Origin of the sequence: Lachnoanaerobaculum saburreum DSM 3986, from assembly GCF_000185385.1 — a bacterium.
Taxonomy (GTDB): domain Bacteria; phylum Bacillota; class Clostridia; order Lachnospirales; family Lachnospiraceae; genus Lachnoanaerobaculum; species Lachnoanaerobaculum saburreum.
Genome location: NZ_GL622296.1, coordinates 2077252 through 2094718 on the forward strand (window position 1 = coordinate 2077252; position 17467 = coordinate 2094718).

The 17467-nt window shown below is 36.7% G+C and carries 16 protein-coding genes; 4 read left to right on the forward strand and 12 right to left on the reverse strand.

The annotated features are described in order from the left end of the window. Positions 1–90 precede the first annotated feature (90 nt). Complete coding sequence (locus HMPREF0381_RS09530; protein ID WP_008751765.1) at positions 91–1317, forward strand: argininosuccinate synthase; 1227 nt, start codon at positions 91–93, stop codon at positions 1315–1317. Between the two features lie 33 nt (positions 1318–1350). Here the strand turns inward: HMPREF0381_RS09530 and leuD are convergent, their stop codons facing one another. Then, entirely contained in the window at positions 1351–1842 is a 492-nt protein-coding gene (gene leuD / locus HMPREF0381_RS09535) for a 3-isopropylmalate dehydratase small subunit (RefSeq protein ID WP_008751766.1), read from the reverse strand. Between the two features lie 14 nt (positions 1843–1856). Continuing rightward, entirely contained in the window at positions 1857–3113 is a 1257-nt protein-coding gene (gene leuC / locus HMPREF0381_RS09540) for a 3-isopropylmalate dehydratase large subunit (RefSeq protein WP_008751767.1), read from the reverse strand. A 121-nt stretch (positions 3114–3234) separates the two neighbouring features. On the opposite strand from leuC, the gene HMPREF0381_RS09545 reads away from it, so the two are divergent. Continuing rightward, positions 3235–4125, forward strand: a complete 891-nt coding sequence (locus HMPREF0381_RS09545; protein ID WP_008751768.1) for a LysR family transcriptional regulator — start codon at positions 3235–3237, stop codon at positions 4123–4125. Positions 4126–4164: 39 nt separating this feature from the next. Here the strand turns inward: HMPREF0381_RS09545 and HMPREF0381_RS09550 are convergent, their stop codons facing one another. The 5 genes from HMPREF0381_RS09550 to HMPREF0381_RS09570 form a co-directional block, all read right to left on the reverse strand. Next, positions 4165–4827, reverse strand: a complete 663-nt coding sequence (locus tag HMPREF0381_RS09550) for an HAD family hydrolase (RefSeq protein ID WP_008751769.1) — start codon at positions 4825–4827, stop codon at positions 4165–4167. Further along, entirely contained in the window at positions 4827–6941 is a 2115-nt protein-coding gene (locus HMPREF0381_RS09555) for a glutamine synthetase III family protein (RefSeq protein WP_008751770.1), read from the reverse strand. The genes HMPREF0381_RS09550 and HMPREF0381_RS09555 overlap by 1 nt, the downstream gene beginning before the upstream one ends. 145 nt (positions 6942–7086) lie before the next feature. Beyond that, positions 7087–8052 carry a TDT family transporter gene (locus HMPREF0381_RS09560; RefSeq protein ID WP_008751771.1) on the reverse strand — a complete coding sequence of 322 codons (966 nt, stop codon included), beginning with the start codon at positions 8050–8052 and terminating at the stop codon, positions 7087–7089. 9 nt (positions 8053–8061) lie between these two features. Next, complete coding sequence (locus tag HMPREF0381_RS09565) at positions 8062–8547, reverse strand: C-GCAxxG-C-C family protein (RefSeq protein ID WP_008751772.1); 486 nt, start codon at positions 8545–8547, stop codon at positions 8062–8064. A 189-nt stretch (positions 8548–8736) separates the two neighbouring features. Next, positions 8737–10104, reverse strand: a complete 1368-nt coding sequence (locus HMPREF0381_RS09570) for an NAD(P)/FAD-dependent oxidoreductase (RefSeq protein ID WP_207635186.1) — start codon at positions 10102–10104, stop codon at positions 8737–8739. Positions 10105–10354: 250 nt separating this feature from the next. Here HMPREF0381_RS09570 and HMPREF0381_RS09575 point away from each other — a divergent pair, with 250 nt between their 5' ends. Beyond that, positions 10355–11818, forward strand: a complete 1464-nt coding sequence (locus tag HMPREF0381_RS09575; RefSeq protein ID WP_008754701.1) for a D-alanyl-D-alanine carboxypeptidase family protein — start codon at positions 10355–10357, stop codon at positions 11816–11818. A gap of 132 nt (positions 11819–11950) precedes the next feature. Then, on the forward strand, positions 11951–12619 hold the full coding sequence (locus tag HMPREF0381_RS09580; RefSeq protein ID WP_040461353.1) for a phosphatase PAP2 family protein: 669 nt from the start codon (positions 11951–11953) through the stop codon (positions 12617–12619). 36 nt (positions 12620–12655) lie between these two features. Here the strand turns inward: HMPREF0381_RS09580 and HMPREF0381_RS09585 are convergent, their stop codons facing one another. The 5 genes from HMPREF0381_RS09585 to HMPREF0381_RS09605 form a co-directional block, all read right to left on the reverse strand. Next, positions 12656–12919 carry a Txe/YoeB family addiction module toxin gene (locus tag HMPREF0381_RS09585; protein ID WP_008751776.1) on the reverse strand — a complete coding sequence of 88 codons (264 nt, stop codon included), beginning with the start codon at positions 12917–12919 and terminating at the stop codon, positions 12656–12658. Between the two features lie 3 nt (positions 12920–12922). After that, entirely contained in the window at positions 12923–13177 is a 255-nt protein-coding gene (locus HMPREF0381_RS09590; protein ID WP_008751777.1) for a type II toxin-antitoxin system RelB/DinJ family antitoxin, read from the reverse strand. Positions 13178–13281: 104 nt separating this feature from the next. Next, complete coding sequence (locus HMPREF0381_RS09595; RefSeq protein WP_008751778.1) at positions 13282–14520, reverse strand: nucleotide sugar dehydrogenase; 1239 nt, start codon at positions 14518–14520, stop codon at positions 13282–13284. Between the two features lie 15 nt (positions 14521–14535). Next, the gene (locus tag HMPREF0381_RS09600) at positions 14536–15627 is read right to left on the reverse strand and encodes an NAD-dependent epimerase/dehydratase family protein (protein ID WP_008751779.1); all 1092 of its coding nucleotides are present in this window, start codon (positions 15625–15627) and stop codon (positions 14536–14538) included. A 219-nt stretch (positions 15628–15846) separates the two neighbouring features. Then, entirely contained in the window at positions 15847–17424 is a 1578-nt protein-coding gene (locus HMPREF0381_RS09605) for a lipopolysaccharide biosynthesis protein (protein ID WP_008751780.1), read from the reverse strand. Between the last annotated feature and the right edge of the window lie 43 nt (positions 17425–17467).

Genomic DNA, 17467 nt, shown 5'->3' on the forward strand with positions numbered 1-17467 from the left:
ATTGTATATTTATGAATGTATTTTATAGTAATAAACATTTACAAAGTATAATAATATATTTTATTCGTATTTTTATACATAGGAGGCTTTATGGCAAAGGAAAAAGTTGTATTGGCATACTCAGGAGGTCTTGATACTACCGCTATCATACCTTGGTTAAAAGAACATTTTAATTATGATGTAATCTGTTGTTGTATAGACTGCGGTCAGGGCAATGAACTTGACGGTCTTGAAGAGCGTGCCAAATTGTCAGGTGCAGAAAAACTCTACATTATAAATATGATTGATGAGTTCTGTGACGAATATATCGTTCCATGTGTACAGGCAGGTGCTGTATATGAAAACAAATATCTGCTTGGAACTTCTATGGCAAGACCGGGTATTGCAAAAAAACTTGTGGAAGTGGCAAGAAAAGAAGGTGCTGTCGCCATCTGCCACGGTGCTACAGGAAAAGGCAATGACCAGATCAGGTTTGAGCTTGGCATCAAGGCTTTGGCACCGGATCTTAAGATTATCGCACCTTGGCGTATGACCGATATCTGGACAATGCAGTCACGTGAAGATGAAATAGCATATTGTAAAGCACATGGCATTGATTTGCCGTTCTCTGCCGACTCAAGCTACAGCCGTGACAGAAATCTGTGGCATATAAGCCATGAGGGACTTGAGCTTGAAGATCCGGGCAAAGAACCGAACTATGATCATATACTTATGCTTGGTGTGACCCCACAAAAAGCTCCTGATAAGGAAACTGAAATTTCTCTAAGCTTTGAGGCAGGTGTTCCCGTAGCTCTAAACGGTAAGAAGATGAAAGTTTCAGAGATTATTACAGAATTAAACGAGCTTGGCGGTGCAAACGGTATCGGTATAGTCGATATAGTGGAAAATCGTGTTGTAGGAATGAAGTCAAGAGGTGTATACGAGACTCCTGGAGGTACAATACTTATGGAGGCACATTCCGCACTTGAAGAACTTGTACTTGACAGAGCAACATTTGAAGTAAAAAAGGATCTGGGTAACAAATTTGCACAGATAGTATATGAAGGTAAATGGTTTACACCGCTTCGTGAGGCTATACAAAGCTTTGTAGAGTCTACACAGCAGTATGTGACAGGCGAAGTTAAGCTAAAGCTTTACAAGGGCAATATTATAAAAGCAGGAACAACCTCTCCATACTCACTATATTCTGAATCACTTGCTTCATTTACCACAGGTGATCTATATGACCACCATGATGCGGACGGCTTTATCACACTGTTCGGTCTGCCGCTAAAGGTAAGAGCAATGAAGATGGCACAAGTTAATAAAGAGAAATAAAAAAAATCGGGGCTAAATTTCAGCCCCTTTAATTTATTTATTCTTATTGTTTACATAGTTTATAAGTCCGCCGGCATTAATAATATTTTGCATAAACTCAGGAAATGCCTGACCTTTATAAGTCTTGCCCGTAGTTATATCAGTAATAATTCCTGTATCAAAGTCAACCTTTACATCATCACCTTCATTTATCTGTGCCGCAGCTTGCGGACTCTCAATTATAGGAAGTCCGATATTAATAGCATTTCTATAAAAAATCCTTGCAAATGTATCTGCAATCACTACACTTACACCGCTTGACTTAATAGCTAAGGGAGCATGTTCTCTGGATGAACCGCATCCGAAGTTTTTTCTTGCAACTATAATATCTCCCTTATGCACTTTATTTACAAAGTCCTTATCAATATCTTCCATACAATGCTTTGCAAGCTCATCACCTGTTGTAGCATTTAAATATCTTGCAGGGATTATAACATCTGTATCTACATTCTCACCATACTTAAATACATGACCTCTTACTTCCATATTTCCCTCCTATCCTAAACTGCCGGTCCTACAATCTTGCCTGCTATGGCACTGGCTGCCGCCACTGCCGGAGAAGCCAGATAAACCTCAGACTCCACATGACCCATTCTACCTATAAAGTTTCTGTTTGTAGTAGAAATACATCTCTCACCTGCCGCCAAAACTCCCATATATCCGCCAAGACATGGTCCACAGGTAGGAGTTGAAACTATTGCACCCGCATCTATAAAGATATCTACAAGTCCTTCTTTTATAGCCTGCTTATATATTTCCTGTGTTGCCGGTATTACAATACATCTCACATTCTTAGCCACCTTCTTGCCCTTCATCTGTGTGGCGGCACTTCTAAGATCTGAGATATGACCGTTTGTACATGAGCCTATTACAGCCTGATCAATCTTAATATCGCTGAAAGTTCCTATTTCTTTTGTATTCTCAGGCAGATGCGGAAATGCCACTGTAGGCTTAAGCGTCGACAAATCAATATCTATCACCTCATCATATACCGCATCCTCATCCGCTTTGAATATCTTCGGACCTCTGTTTGAATGTTCTTTCATATAATCCAAAGTTATATCATCTACAGGAAAGATACCGTTTTTTCCGCCTGCTTCTATTGCCATATTGCAAATAGTAAATCTGTCATCCATAGAAAGTGATGATACACCCTCACCTGCAAATTCCATTGATCTGTAAAGTGCTCCGTCTACACCTATCTTTCCGATAATATGAAGTATTACATCCTTACCGCATACATCTTTATTTAATCTACCTTTTAAGTTGAACTTGACGGCACTTGGAACTTTAAACCAAGCCCTACCTGTCACCATTCCTACAGCCATATCTGTAGAACCCACACCTGTTGAAAATGCACCCAAAGCACCATAGGTACAGGTATGTGAATCTGCGCCTATTATACAATCTCCTGCCACAGTAAGCCCCTGCTCAGGCAAAAGTGCATGTTCAATGCCCATTCTACCTACATCAAAAAAGTTTATTATACTGTTGTCATCTGCAAAGTCTCTACATGTCTTACAGTTCTGGGCTGACTTGATATCCTTGTTCGGAGCAAAGTGATCCATTACAAGAGCTATCTTGGTGCTGTCAAAGACATCTTTTTTTTCAAATTTCTTAAGCTCATTTATTGCCACAGGCGATGTGATATCATTTCCAAGCACAAGATCCAAATCTGCTTCAATAAGTTGACCCGGCTCAACAAAGTCCAGACCTGCATGGGCAGCTAAAATCTTCTGTGTCATAGTCATTCCCATATTTTTTCCTCTTTTCTTTCAAATAATGTTGATTGTAACATATCAAATGATATAATAGCGATATAAATTAAATATATCAAGTATTACATATAGTTATACTGATTAATTTATCCGGAGGAATATGGAACAGCACTTAGCACAATATCGGATATTTTTTGAAGTGGCTAAAGCCGGCAGTATATCAAAAGCAGCAAAGCTGCTATATATAAGTCAGCCTGCCATCTCAAAATCTATTCTAAGATTGGAAGAAAACCTTGAAATCGCCCTTTTTACCAGGACATCAAAGGGTGTCAGCCTCACACCTGAGGGACAGATATTCTATGAATATTTGCAGAATGCATTTTCAGCTATAGAAGCCGGTGAGATTCATCTTGCCAAAATCAAACAATTTAATATAGGAAAAATAACCATAGGTACCAGTAATACACTTTGCAAATATATCTTACTGCCATACCTTAACAAGTTTATGAAAGAAAATCCGCATACAATGGTAAGCATTTTCACACAGTCATCAGATAAAACCTCTTTACTTCTTTCAGAAAACAAGATTGATATAGGGCTTGTGGCAAAGCCTGCCAAAACTCAAAGTATGTCCTATATAAATATTATGGAAATACATGATATATTTGTTGCAACTCCCGCCTACCTTAGCAGCCTGAAACATATCTTTGACAAAAGTTTCAACCCTCTAAGAGACGGCAATATAATGCTGCTTGATAAAAATAATGCCACCAGAAGATTTATTGACAGCTGTATAGAGGGTTCCAAACTGCACCTGAATCAGTCTATAGAAACCGGCAATATGGAGCTTCTGATAGAGTTTGCAAAGACAGGTATAGGAATAGCCTGTGTTATCAAAGAATTTATACAAAAAGAATTGGAAGAAGGCACATTGGTGGAAATTGAAATGCCGCCTGACCTTCATATACCGAAAAGAGAGATTGTATTCCTCTATGATGAAAAAAATTTCAATCCCTCACTTATCAAATTTATATCAATGCTGAAAAAATAAAATCACGGCTTTATTTTAAAACTTTAAGATAAAGCCTTTTCATATTTTTTTCGCTGTTTCAAGTATTTCACAAGGTCTTTTTACAATATAATCCGCTTTATTTTCTCTTAATTCCTTTTCATCTCTAAAACCCCAAAGTACACCGATACTTTTTACCCCCGCACCGACGGCAGTCTGCATATCTGTAGCGGTATCACCTACATAGAGTATTTCATCCTTTGAAACTCCCAGCTCTTTTATTATCAGATTCAGTGCGGTAGGATCAGGTTTCTTCGGAATTCCCGGCCTCTCTCCATATATACTGTCAAAAACTCCCTCTCCTATAATTGTATAAATATTTTTCTCCACACCCGCCTGTGACTTGTTGGACAATACAACAGTCTTTATATTCATACTTTTCAGATTACTCAAAAGCTCCAAAATACCGTCATATGGCTTAACATCCTTTAAACAATCCCTTGCAAAAATCTCATCATATACTTTATAAGCTTTATCTGCAAGCTTAAGTTTTTTATCACCGTTATATATAAGAGCCCTGTCTACAAACTTCCTTGCACCCTCACCTACAAAGTATCTTGTATGTTCTTTATCTATACTTTTAAGTCCGAAATGCTCCATAGTAAGACTTATACAGTACGACAATGCCTCTAATGTATTAAGTAATGTACCGTCCAAGTCAAAAACAACAGCTTTTATCATCATTACACCTCAAATAAAAGATCACCATAGCTCGGCATCGGCCAAAGATCCTTATCCACTATCATTTCAAGTTCGTCAATAGGCTTTCTAAGCTCTTCCATAGCCGGCACAATCACCTTGCGCATATATCCGGCATGCTTATCCGCTTCTGTAATCTCTACTGCATCATCCATCAGCTTTATCAAGTTTTCAAGAGCAAGCTTTGCACTCTTTAAATGTTCATTCACATCTATCAGAATGGAACTCTGTGCATAAGGTTCTATATCAACCATTGCAGTCTTTAACTTAATAATAGAGTCTGCAAGCCTTGTTGTATACCTTATAACCGCAGGTATTATAGACTTTCCCGCAATATCAATCATAGCCTTTGCTTCTATATTGATTGCCTTTGAGTATGCCTCATACTCTATCTCCATCCTTGACTCAAGTTCTTTTCTTGTAAATACCTCAAAACTTTCAAAAAGTTTTATAGAACTTTCAGAAACCAAAGCAGGAATAGTATCAATCATACTTGGCAGATTTGACAACCCTCTCCTTTTTGCCTCCTCTACCCACTCCTTTGAATAACCGTTTCCATTGAATATAATTCTTCTGTGGCTGCTAAAGAGTTTTTTTATCATATCATGTACCGCTTCTTCAAAGTCCTCTGCCACTTCAAGCACATCTGCCGCTTCCTTAAAACTTTCCGCCACTATTGTATTAAGTACAATATTGGGAGAAGCTATAGAATCTGAAGAACCTACCATCCTAAACTCAAACTTGTTATTTGTAAATGCAAATGGTGACGTTCTGTTCCTGTCTGTAGCATCAGTATCAAAATTCGGCAATGTCGTCACACCCGTTCTAAGTTTACTTCCTTTAATAGAATGTGTGGCCTCACCTGTAGAACAAAGCTGATCAATGACATCTTCAAGTTGGTCTCCAAGGAATACCGAGATAATCGCAGGAGGTGCCTCATCCGCCCCAAGTCTATGGTCATTGCCGACACAGGCTGCCGACTCACGAAGCAGATCCGCATGTCTGTCAACCGCCTTTAGAATACATGCAAGTACAAGCAAAAACTGAATATTCTCATGTGGCGTATCTCCGGGATTTAGCATATTTATACCGTCATCACTGGTCAATGACCAATTGTTGTGCTTTCCTGAACCGTTTACACCTGCAAAAGGTTTTTCATTCAACAAACATGTAAGCCCATGTCTTCCTGCCACTTTTTTCATAGTTTCCATAGTCACCTGATTGTGATCCACAGCCACATTGACCTGCTCATATACAGGTGCAAGCTCATGTTGAGCCGGTGCCACCTCATTGTGCTGTGTCTTTGCAGGCACACCGAGCATCCAGAGTTCATGGTTTATATCATTCATATATGCAGCTATCCTCTCTCTGATGGAGCCGAAATAGTGATCCTCAAGCTCCTGCCCCTTTGGCGGCATTGCTCCAAACAGTGTTCTGCCTGTATATATAAGATCCTTTCTTTTCAAATACTTATCTCTGTCTACTATGAAATACTCCTGTTCGGCACCTACAGAAGGCACAACTCTATGTGATGTCGTATTTCCGAAAAGTCTGAGTATCCTAAGTGCCTGTGTGTTTATAGCCTGCATTGAACGAAGCAGCGGAGTCTTTTTATCAAGTGCCTCACCCCTGTATGAACAAAACGCTGTAGGGATATATAAAGTTACTCCAAGTGAATCCTTCTTTAAAAATGCTGGAGAAGTACAATCCCATGCCGTATATCCTCTGGCTTCAAATGTTGCTCTAAGACCTCCTGAAGGAAAACTTGAAGCATCCGATTCCCCCTTTGTCAGCTCTTTAGCGGAAAACTCCATTATGACCTTGCCGTTTTTCGGTGCGGAAATAAAGGAATCATGCTTTTCTGCAGTTACACCTGTCAAAGGCTGAAACCAGTGAGTGTAATGTGTGGCACCTCTGTCTATAGCCCACTCCTTCATCCCATGAGCCACAGAATCCGCAATATCATTATCAAGTTCAAGCCCGTCCTCAATAGTCTTTTTAAGCTTTTTAAATACCGCCTTCGGCAAATATACCTGCATTGCTTCATCATTAAATACATTAGCCCCAAATATCTCTGTAATTGTATCTCTTTTCTCCATATGCACCTTTCATAACCAATATATAAAACCAACTCTCAGGGTTTACCCAAGTTTTCGCAAAGATTATAGCATATTAAAAAAAAAAATTCATCAAAAATACTGCCTGTACAACAGACAGTACCACTATCCGGACTTACCGGACGTCTTAACTTTTAACTCCTGAAAAAAATACATGTCTTGCAAAACATACGGCTGCAAATATTACTCCAAGTATTGCAATAACAAGCTCTATATTAAAGATAAGCGGCAACACCGGTCGAATCCACATCTGTATATCCGTCTTAGTAAGCACCGCATTAAACTGCTTTGTTGCAATGGCACTGATTACAAACGGGAAAGTAAGTCCTGCAAGACTCGGATAAAACCTAAAGTCATTATTCTTTACAAAGCTGACAAAAAGATCAATTGCAACTGCTGTTCCCACCAGGTACATAAGCAATGAAAAAATATAAAGTCCGCCAAGAAATAATATATTTTTTTGCTCAAAAGAACCGATATAACCTGCCACACAAAGACTTGCAGGTGCCGCATATATACAGGCAAGTGCCTTAGCCTCAATCTTTTTATTTCCAAGCTTTATATATCTATATGAAACATATATAAAGAAGGGTATATAGAGTATAAATCCTATCCAAAAGCAGATATGACCAAGTGCCATATTTTTAAAAGCCGGCGCAGTTACTGAAGCCACCGCTATTCCGACATATACGATAAAAAAGCTGGCTGCTATCTTCATCATCTCATCAGGTATCTTTATCTTCAAAACTATATTTAAAGTAAAATAAATCATCAATATAAAGTGAAGCACGACAGCTATATACCACAATGCTATGGCAAATGCGGGAACTACAGAATTTATATATACCGCTAAAAGCATTAAGGCCATAGTATAAGTTCCCGAAACACTTGCAATCACAGGATTTTTCATATCTGTAGTAAAAGCTTCAATATCGGATAAATACTTGCCTGTTATCAATATCAGTCCTATAAATGCCAAAACTCCACATATTACCTTAAAAGACATATTATAAGCTGCAAGCAGATTTCCAAGTGCTGCAAAACCAAGTGCAACACCGCTTAAAGGCAACGGTACTCGTTTTAAAAAATTCATATTCCCCTCTTACTCTTTATCTAAATTTTTCAGTCCCTTTTCACGCACTATAATCTCCGCAACCTTCTTAGCTGCAATCCCTGTAAACCTGATACATTGTTCCTTATGTTCTCCGGCACCCATATCAAACTCCCTTGTAAGCACTCTACAACAGTTGGAATGTTTTCCGTTAGCCTCTCTGAAATAGTCATGAAGTTCATGTGTGAGCTCCATGCACTTGACTACCTTAGGATCCTTCGGACCGTTCTGCTCGGTCCTGCCGAAAACCATACCAAGAGCCATAATACCGCCGTTTAACGCTCCACACATACAGCCGCTCTTTCCGGCACCTACAGCCATACCGGATGACATAGCTATAACCTCTCTCGGTACATCCATCTCAAAATTGTCTACAATTGCCGCCATAAGAGCCTCGCAACAAAAATAGCCGTTTCTGTAATTGTCTTCCGCATCCTGTCTTACCTTGTCAACACTGATTTCACTTTTGATGTTCATAATTTCCTCCAAAACATTTTTATATATTTTAACACTGAAAAATATTCTTGTATACTAAAAAAAGTGCAGATTTTGTATATCTGCACTAAAAATACTAGATTTCTATATAGTTTTTTTAAATATATTTATATCATATATTTGTTTTATAGATATGCCCTCTGTTATTTTCTATATATAATGATTATCTATCTACTTTCCCAATATATGTCTTGCCACAAATACGCCGCTTGCCGAGGCATGTGAAAGCGAATGTGTAACACCGCTGCCGTCACCTATTACATACAGATCCTTGTGAAGAGTCTCAAGATTATTATCAAGCTCTACTTCCATATTGTAGAACTTAACCTCAACACCGTAAAGCAGTGTCTCATCACCGGCAGTACCCGGTGCTATCTTATCAAGTGCATAAATCATCTCAATGATATCATCAAGGATTCTCTTCGGAATAACCAGTGACAGATCTCCCGGAGTTGCAGTCAGAGTCGGAGTCATAAATGATTTATTCAGTCTGCCTGCACTGCTTCTTTGGCCTCTGATAAGATCTCCGAATCTTTGCACCATTACACCGCCGCCAAGCATATTTGACAGTCTGGCAATACTCTCTCCATAACCGTTGCTGTCTTTAAACGGCTCAGTAAAATGCTTTGAAACAAGCAGAGCAAAATTGGTATTCTCAGTCTGAAGAGCCGGATCCTCATAACTGTGTCCGTTTACAGTAACAATTCCGTTTGTATTTTCATTTACTACGGCACCCTTAGGATTCATACAGAATGTTCTTACAAGATCCTGATATTTCTCAGTCCTGTATACAATCTTACTCTCATACAGCTCATCTGTAAGATGATTAAAGATCTCGGCAGGAAGCTCCACTCTTACACCGATATCCACACGGTTTGACTTGGTAGGAATCTTAAGATCCTTACAGATCTCCTCCATCCATTTACTTCCGCTTCTGCCTACAGATACTATACATTTATCTCCACAAAACTCATCATCCTTTGAGTAGAGTTTATACCCTTTCTCAAGCTTTTCTATTTTCTTTATAGGTGTTGCAAAATGAAACTCCACCTTATCCTTAAGGTAGGCATAGATATTTTCAAGTACCTCATAATTTATATCTGTTCCAAGATGACGAACACTTGCATCAAGCAGATGCAAATTGTTTTGAAGGCAAAGCCTCTTTATATCGGAGTTGGTTGTAGAATATAACTTGGTTTTACTGCCGCCATACTTTACATTTATTCCGTCCACATAGTTCATAAGCTCAATAGCTTTTTTCTTTCCGATATATTCATGCAAAGTGCCGCCAAACTCATTTGTGATATTATACTTTCCGTCAGAGAATGCACCTGCACCGCCAAAACCGTTCATGATACCACAGCTCTTACAATTGATACAGGACTTTATTTTATCACCGTCTATCGGGCAATGTCTCTTCTCAAGAGGATTACCGTACTCAAAGACTGCAATCTTTAGTGAGCTGTCCTGATTTATGAGTTCATAAGCAGAAAAGATTCCTCCCGGTCCTGCTCCTATTATCATTACATCATATTTCATATCTTTCCCTTTCATAAAAGCAATATGTCCTACATAAATATGGCGATATCTCTTTTGAAAAATCGCAACACAATATTTCCATTATAATATCTCTCTGGCATACTGGCAATATGGAATTGACAATTAACATAAGTTTATAAGCCTAACACCTAATGCTGATACTTCATACCTTATAAGTACAAATATTTGTTTTAAAATATTCATAATTCTTTTACTTTACTAATTCACATAATAGATGCATAATATAAGAATGAATGCAAAAATAAAAAATCTCAAAAAAATAACTCTAACACTTTTTTTAGCATTGATTACCATGTTTATCCTGCCGCTGAAAGCATTTGCATATGTGGACTGGCCGGAAAATGTAAATGTTTTGTCGGAAGGTGCAATACTTATGGATGCAGACTCGGGAGCGGTTATATATGGTAAGAACATGCATGAGCATTACTATCCCGCCAGTATCACAAAGATTCTGACAGCCCTGATAGTAGTGGAAAATTGTAACTTAGATGACACAGTCACCTTTTCAAGAAACGCAGTGTACAATGTGGAGTCCGGTTCATCCAGTGCAGGTATAGATGTAGGCGATACACTTACTGTAAGAGACTGTCTGTATGCCATGCTTTTACAGTCAGCCAATGAAGCAGCCAATGCACTGGCTGAACATACAGCCGGAAGCATTGACGCCTTTGCAAAAATGATGAATGATAAAGCCGCTTCACTTGGATGTAAGGATTCACATTTTGCAAATCCGAGCGGTCTTAATGACCCGGAACACTACACAAGCGCCTATGACTACGCACTCATCAGCCGTGCGGCTTTTAAAAATCCTACTGTTACAGAGATAGACTCTGCAACATATTATAATCTACCGCCTACAAGCAGAGTTCCGACCGGTCAGACGCTTTACAGTCACCACTCCATGCTGAGGAAAAATTCAGGCAATTACTATAAGAATGCCATCTGTGGAAAAACAGGTTATACCACCTTAGCCGGAAATACACTGGTGACATATGCCAGAACTGATAAGATAGGGCTTATTACAGTAGTGTTAAACGGTAACAAGACACATTATATTGATACTCAAAGCCTGCTTGACTTCGGTTTTGCCAACTTTAAAGATATAAAACTGAAATCGTCAAGTATCGGTACAAGCTTTAAAAGCAATCTTACGCTTATACCTAATTTTAATGAGTATACTATAGAACCGGATGACAACGCATCCGTCACTCTTCCAAATGATGCGGATATCGCAGATGTGGCGTCAACAATGGACTTTGAGCAGACTTCAGGCCTTTCTGCCAATGCGCTTTGCAAGATAGACTATACTTATAACGGCAGACCTATAGGCTCTGTAGATATACTCGCAAATAAAAATGCAAACTATGAGACTGTTGCAAGCAAGATGACAAGTGAAATTGCTTCTACCTCACCAAATGATCCGAATCATACAAATACTGTAAATAATAAGACTCAAAGTTTTTCAAATGTAATGCTCAGTATTTCAAAGAAAAGTATAATTATAGTATCAGGTACAATAGGTCTTATACTGTTGCTTATAATTATCATCTCTGTCAGAGTACATATAGCTAAAAAAAAGAATGATTTAAGCGATCGTGAAATTAGAATATATGGGCTTTTAAAAAACGGATGGAGCGCTTCAGACTGCGGTATCAGTGAAGATGAGGCAAAATATATAATAGAAAAGCACTGAACCGGTGCTTTTTTATTTTTTCTTTAAGAAATCGTAATATCTGTTTTGTTAATTCACTTGAATTATTCTCCATATGGCTATACAATCAAGTAACAGGTATCTGTTACTATGTTAAGGTATTGGGGAGACATTATGAAAATAATAATAGAATTTTTTAAAAAATATAAGCATGCTTGGGTTTTCTTGTATACTTTCATATACTTGCCATGGTATATGTATCTTGAAAGAACCGTAGTCAGTGAATATCATATAATGCACACTTGGGTGGACAATCTTATTCCGTTCAACGAATACTTTATCATCCCATATTTTATATGGTTTGTATATGTGTCGTCCGCACTCTTCTTCTTTTTTTTCAAAGATGTGGATGAGTTCTATAGATTCGGTCTATATCTGGCACTCGGCATGAGTATATCACTGTTTATCTGCCAAATATTCCCAAACGGAACCAACCTTAGACCTATGAACCTTGACCCGAACAAGAATATCTTTACACATATGGTAGCTTTTATATATAGAACCGATACACCTACCAATGTATTTCCAAGTATTCATGTCTTCAATTCAATAGCCACTCATGTAGCTGTTGTAAGGTCAAGATTCTTCTACAGCAACATGAAGGTAAAGGTAATATCATTTGTAATAATGATATCCATATGCCTGTCCACACTGTTTTTAAAACAACACTCTTTCCTTGATGTCGTAGGTGCCACTATACTGTCCTATGTTATCTACCAACTTATCTATGCAAAGATACCGCTGCCGATAAACCGCGAGGCAAGAGAAAATATAAGGATATAAAACAATCGGCTGTAGGAAATTCCTACAGCCGATTGTTTATTTGTCTCTATAATGTGAGCCGCATTGCCAAATTTCTAAGTAATTTTTATTTATACTAAATACAATTCTATTTTTATTATCAATCCTTACGCTCCAGTATCCTGCTAAATCTGCCTTTAATGGTTCCGGCTTTCCACTACAGTTGTAACCATTTCTTTCAATATCCTTTATTAACTGATTTATCTTCCTTAAAGTTTTCTTATCCTGCAATTGCCAGTATAAATAATCCTCCCATGCTTCTTCGCTCCATACTTTTTGCATAAACTATACCTCTATAATTTCATGCTCAGTTAACTTCTTTTCTCCATCTCTTACCTGCCTTATAGACTCTCTAAGTCTTGACATATTTTCATCTGAATAAAAAGGATCGGCAGACAGCTCAAAAGGTATACGATTCTCGCGCACTACTGTTTTTAAATAAATATTAATTGCTGCAGACATACTAATTCCAATATCATCAAATGTTCTCTCTGCCTTCTTTTTTATTTCATCATCAACTCTAAAGCTAATTTGTGCCATAACAGAACCTCCTCATATATTTATACTACCACAATTGTCATTATTTGTATAGTATTTTGCAGTACAATAGTTATTACATTTACTTGTAATGATATGAGTAAATTCTAGTCTCTTCCGAACAAATCTCTTGTATACACTTTTGCATTTACATCATTTAGACATTCATCATATCTGTTGGCAATAATAGCATCACTTTCTTCTTTAAAGACTTCAATATCATTTACAATTCTGCTTCCAAAAAAAGTAGTACCGTCTTCAAGTGTCGGCTCGTAAATGATTACCTTGGCTCCCTTAGCCTTAATTCGCTTTATAACGCCCTGTATAGAAGACTCTCTAAAATTATCCGAATTAGACTTCATAGTAAGCCTGTAAACACCAATGACCACATCCCTTTCCATAGACGGGTCATATGCACTGTCTTCACCATAATCATAATATCCCGCCTTTTGTAAAACCTGATCGGCAATAAATTCCTTTCTGGTTTTATTGGACTCTACAATAGCTGAAATCATATTTTGAGGTACATCCTCATAATTTGCCAAAAGTTGCTTGGTATCCTTTGGCAAACAATATCCGCCATACCCGAAAGAAGGATTATTATAATGCTCACCGACTCTAGGATCAAGGCAGACTCCGCTTATAATCTCCTTTGTATTAAGTCCTTTCATTTCCGCATAGGTATCAAGCTCATTAAAATAAGATACGCGAAGTGCCAGATATGTGTTTGCAAAAAGCTTTACAGCCTCAGCTTCGGCAAATCCCATAAGCAATATATCTATATCCTCTTTAACGGCACCGTCCTTTAAAAGATTTGCAAAAGTGTCCGCCGCCTTCATAAGCCTTGCATTCATAGTATCCGTTCCCACAATTATTCTTGAAGGATATAGGTTATCATATAATGCCTTTGACTCCCTTAAAAACTCCGGAGAAAAAAGAATATTGTCACAGTGATACTTATTTCTAATACTATCCGTATATCCCACAGGAATAGTAGACTTTATTACAATGATTGCATCCGGATTGTAATCTATAACAGACTCAATCACATTTTCAATGGCCGAAGTATCAAAAAAATTCTTCTGTGTATCATAGTTTGTCGGAGCCGCTATCACCACAAAATCCGCATCGGTATAAGCCTCCTTTGTATCCAAAGTAGCCCTAAGATTAAGTTCTTTTTCCTTAAAATACTTTTCAATATACTCATCCTGAATCGGACTTATCCTGTTATTTATTTTATCAACCTTCTCGGCAATAATATCCACCGCCACCACCTCATTGTGTTGTGCTAACAAAGTGGCAATTGATAAGCCTACATATCCTGTTCCTGCTATTGCTATTTTCATATAACTCTCCTGATATTAAATCTTATAAAATTCTTTATACCACTGTGCAAACTTTCTAATACCATCTCTTAAATTTGTATGTGGTTTGAAACCGAAATCATTTTCAAATGCCTTTGTATCTGCAAACGTAATAGGTACATCTCCGGGCTGCATAGGTACCAATTTCTTATGAGCTTCAAAATTATAGTTCTTAGACAATACTCCTGCATTAACCAATTCTTGCTGTAATATATCTACAAAATCAAGTAAATTCTCAGGATTACTGTTTCCGATATTGTAGATAGCATAAGGTGGCAATGGTAAACCGTCATTACCGTTTTTCTTTTCCGGAGCAGATTTGATAACTCTTTTTACTCCCTCTACAATATCATCTATAAATGTAAAATCCCTTTTACATTTTCCATAGTTAAATATCTCAATACTCTCTCCATTAAGAAGTTTATTGGTGAATCCAAAATATGCCATATCAGGTCTTCCGGCAGGCCCATAAACTGTAAAAAATCTAAGTCCGGTAGACGGAATATTATAAAGCTTACTATATGCATGAGCCAATAATTCATTAGACTTCTTCGTAGCGGCATACAAAGAAACAGGGTTATCCACCTTATCATCTGTAGAATATGGAACCTTTTCATTAGATCCATATACTGATGAAGATGATGCATATACCAAATGTTCTACACCTATATTGCCATTGTCATATGAGTGTCTACAGGCCTCTAATATATTGTAAAATCCAATAATATTACTCTCAATATATGCATCAGGATTTGTTATAGAGTAGCGAACTCCGGCTTGTGCTGCCAAATTCACAACTACTGAAGGCTTACACTCATCAAATACTCTATTGATAAGTTCTTTATCTGCTATATTTCCTTTAATAAACGTCCAACCTGAATCACTACATTCACCAGCAACCTTCTCAATCTGCTCTAAACGCCACTCCTTGATTGACACATCATAGTAGTCATTTATATTGTCAATACCGATAATATGAACACAAGGTTGTGTCCTTAGCAGTTCAATAACCAGGTTGCTGCCTATAAATCCGGCAGAACCGGTGACTAAGACTGTTTTATCTTTCAAAATAACATTATTTGCTCTCATAATATTACCTCGCTACATTATTAATATAATCACATGTGAAATTTTTTATTGGATACAACTTTACTTATTGTAAACATCTGATACTCTTTTCTTATTAATCTTAGTATAATAAAACTCCTATTCATCCGTCACTATATCCATTACTAACTTTGGACAAATTTCATAGTAAGCTCAAGCATTATAGTATTATTCCTTACTAAAATAATAAAAACTTCTACTCTAAGACAACATATCGTCACTTTGTTTCAATCTTCTATTCAGTACCTTCTTAAAAAGATTACTAAATTTTATCCTCAATTCTATAAATGCTTTATGTCTAAAGAACAAAATAATATACACTATATTAATAGATATAAACAAACACATTGCCTTTAATGCCCACCATACCAGTGAAGGTGTTGTCCATTTTTCAAATATAAAAAATAAAACAAATCCAACAATAAATGTAATGATATGATATATTCCATGTGCTTTATAGTAATTTACCAACGGTATTTCTAATCCATACTTAAATACTATAAATGGGTCAAATGTACCAACTGTAAATATTCTACTTAAAAGTGTACCAATAAAAATACCTGTAATCCCTATATATTTAGCCAATATTATTGATGACACTACATTTACTATTATCATACATACTGGTCTGTATCTTCCTTCATAAAATAGTCCATATGCATTCCTAAAATTTGAGTTAACACTTTGCGTTCCACATATATAAAAATTTGTACACAAAATAACCACAGTACTCATTCCAATCAAGTATTCCGAACCTAATACTAATTTTATAAATGGATTTATCAAAATAACCATGCATATTCCACAAACTGAATAAACCCAAAACCCTATAAAGTCAAGCCAAGAGTAAATCTTATATGTACTTTCCTTATTTTCTGTTGCTATTACATTGCCTATTGATGCTGTTGCAGCTGCCATAGCTCTCATCAATATACTTGCTACTGATTTAATTATAAGAGTATAATTTGAACATAAACCTGTTATAATTATTCCACATATTGCTGTCATCACCAAATTGTCTGTCCCATTTTCTACTGCAATTGATGCTTTGTAAATAAACAGTGCATATATCTTCTTTGATAATACTTTTATTTCCGATGTTCTCAATTTATCAGCTGATTTTATCCCTTTTAAAAAGGGATAGTATTTATCACATTTTTTTGAAATAAATATATTTTGAGAGACAATAGCAATTATCGATATTATAAGATACAACAAATAGTTATGTGTTAGCAACAATACTGCAATCTGACATAAAGTAGATACAATACTTGTCACAGACTCTATTAATGTAATACAGTAATCTTTCTGGTCAGCGGCAAAAAGAGTCTTCTTATAAATAAATAGATATGAAACTGCCGATTGTAATATAAACAATATATAAATAGTGTCTATATGTTCGATTCCTATTGTATCTTTATCTACAATTATCCACCTCAAAAATGGAAGTAAAATAATACCAACAGCAATTACAACTATTGCAATTACTACATATACTTTTGAGTAAAAATTAAGTATTGTACAGACACGTTTCTCATCCTTTTTAGCTAATGGCTTATATAGTGCCTGAGGTAAGGCAACTCCAAAACCTAAGTCTGCTAATGAAAGTATAGCTATAATACTCGAAAAAAGTGCACTAACACCTAAATACTGTTTTCCCAATGTAAAAATAAAAATATATCTAGAGGCAAATTTAATTATAAGTATTATAAAATGATCTGCTAAGCTTGTAATTGCATTTAGCATAGTTTTTTTTGTTCTTGAATAGTTCAATTCCATTTATTACCTATTTTGACTCAACAAAGGCCCTTATTGATTACTC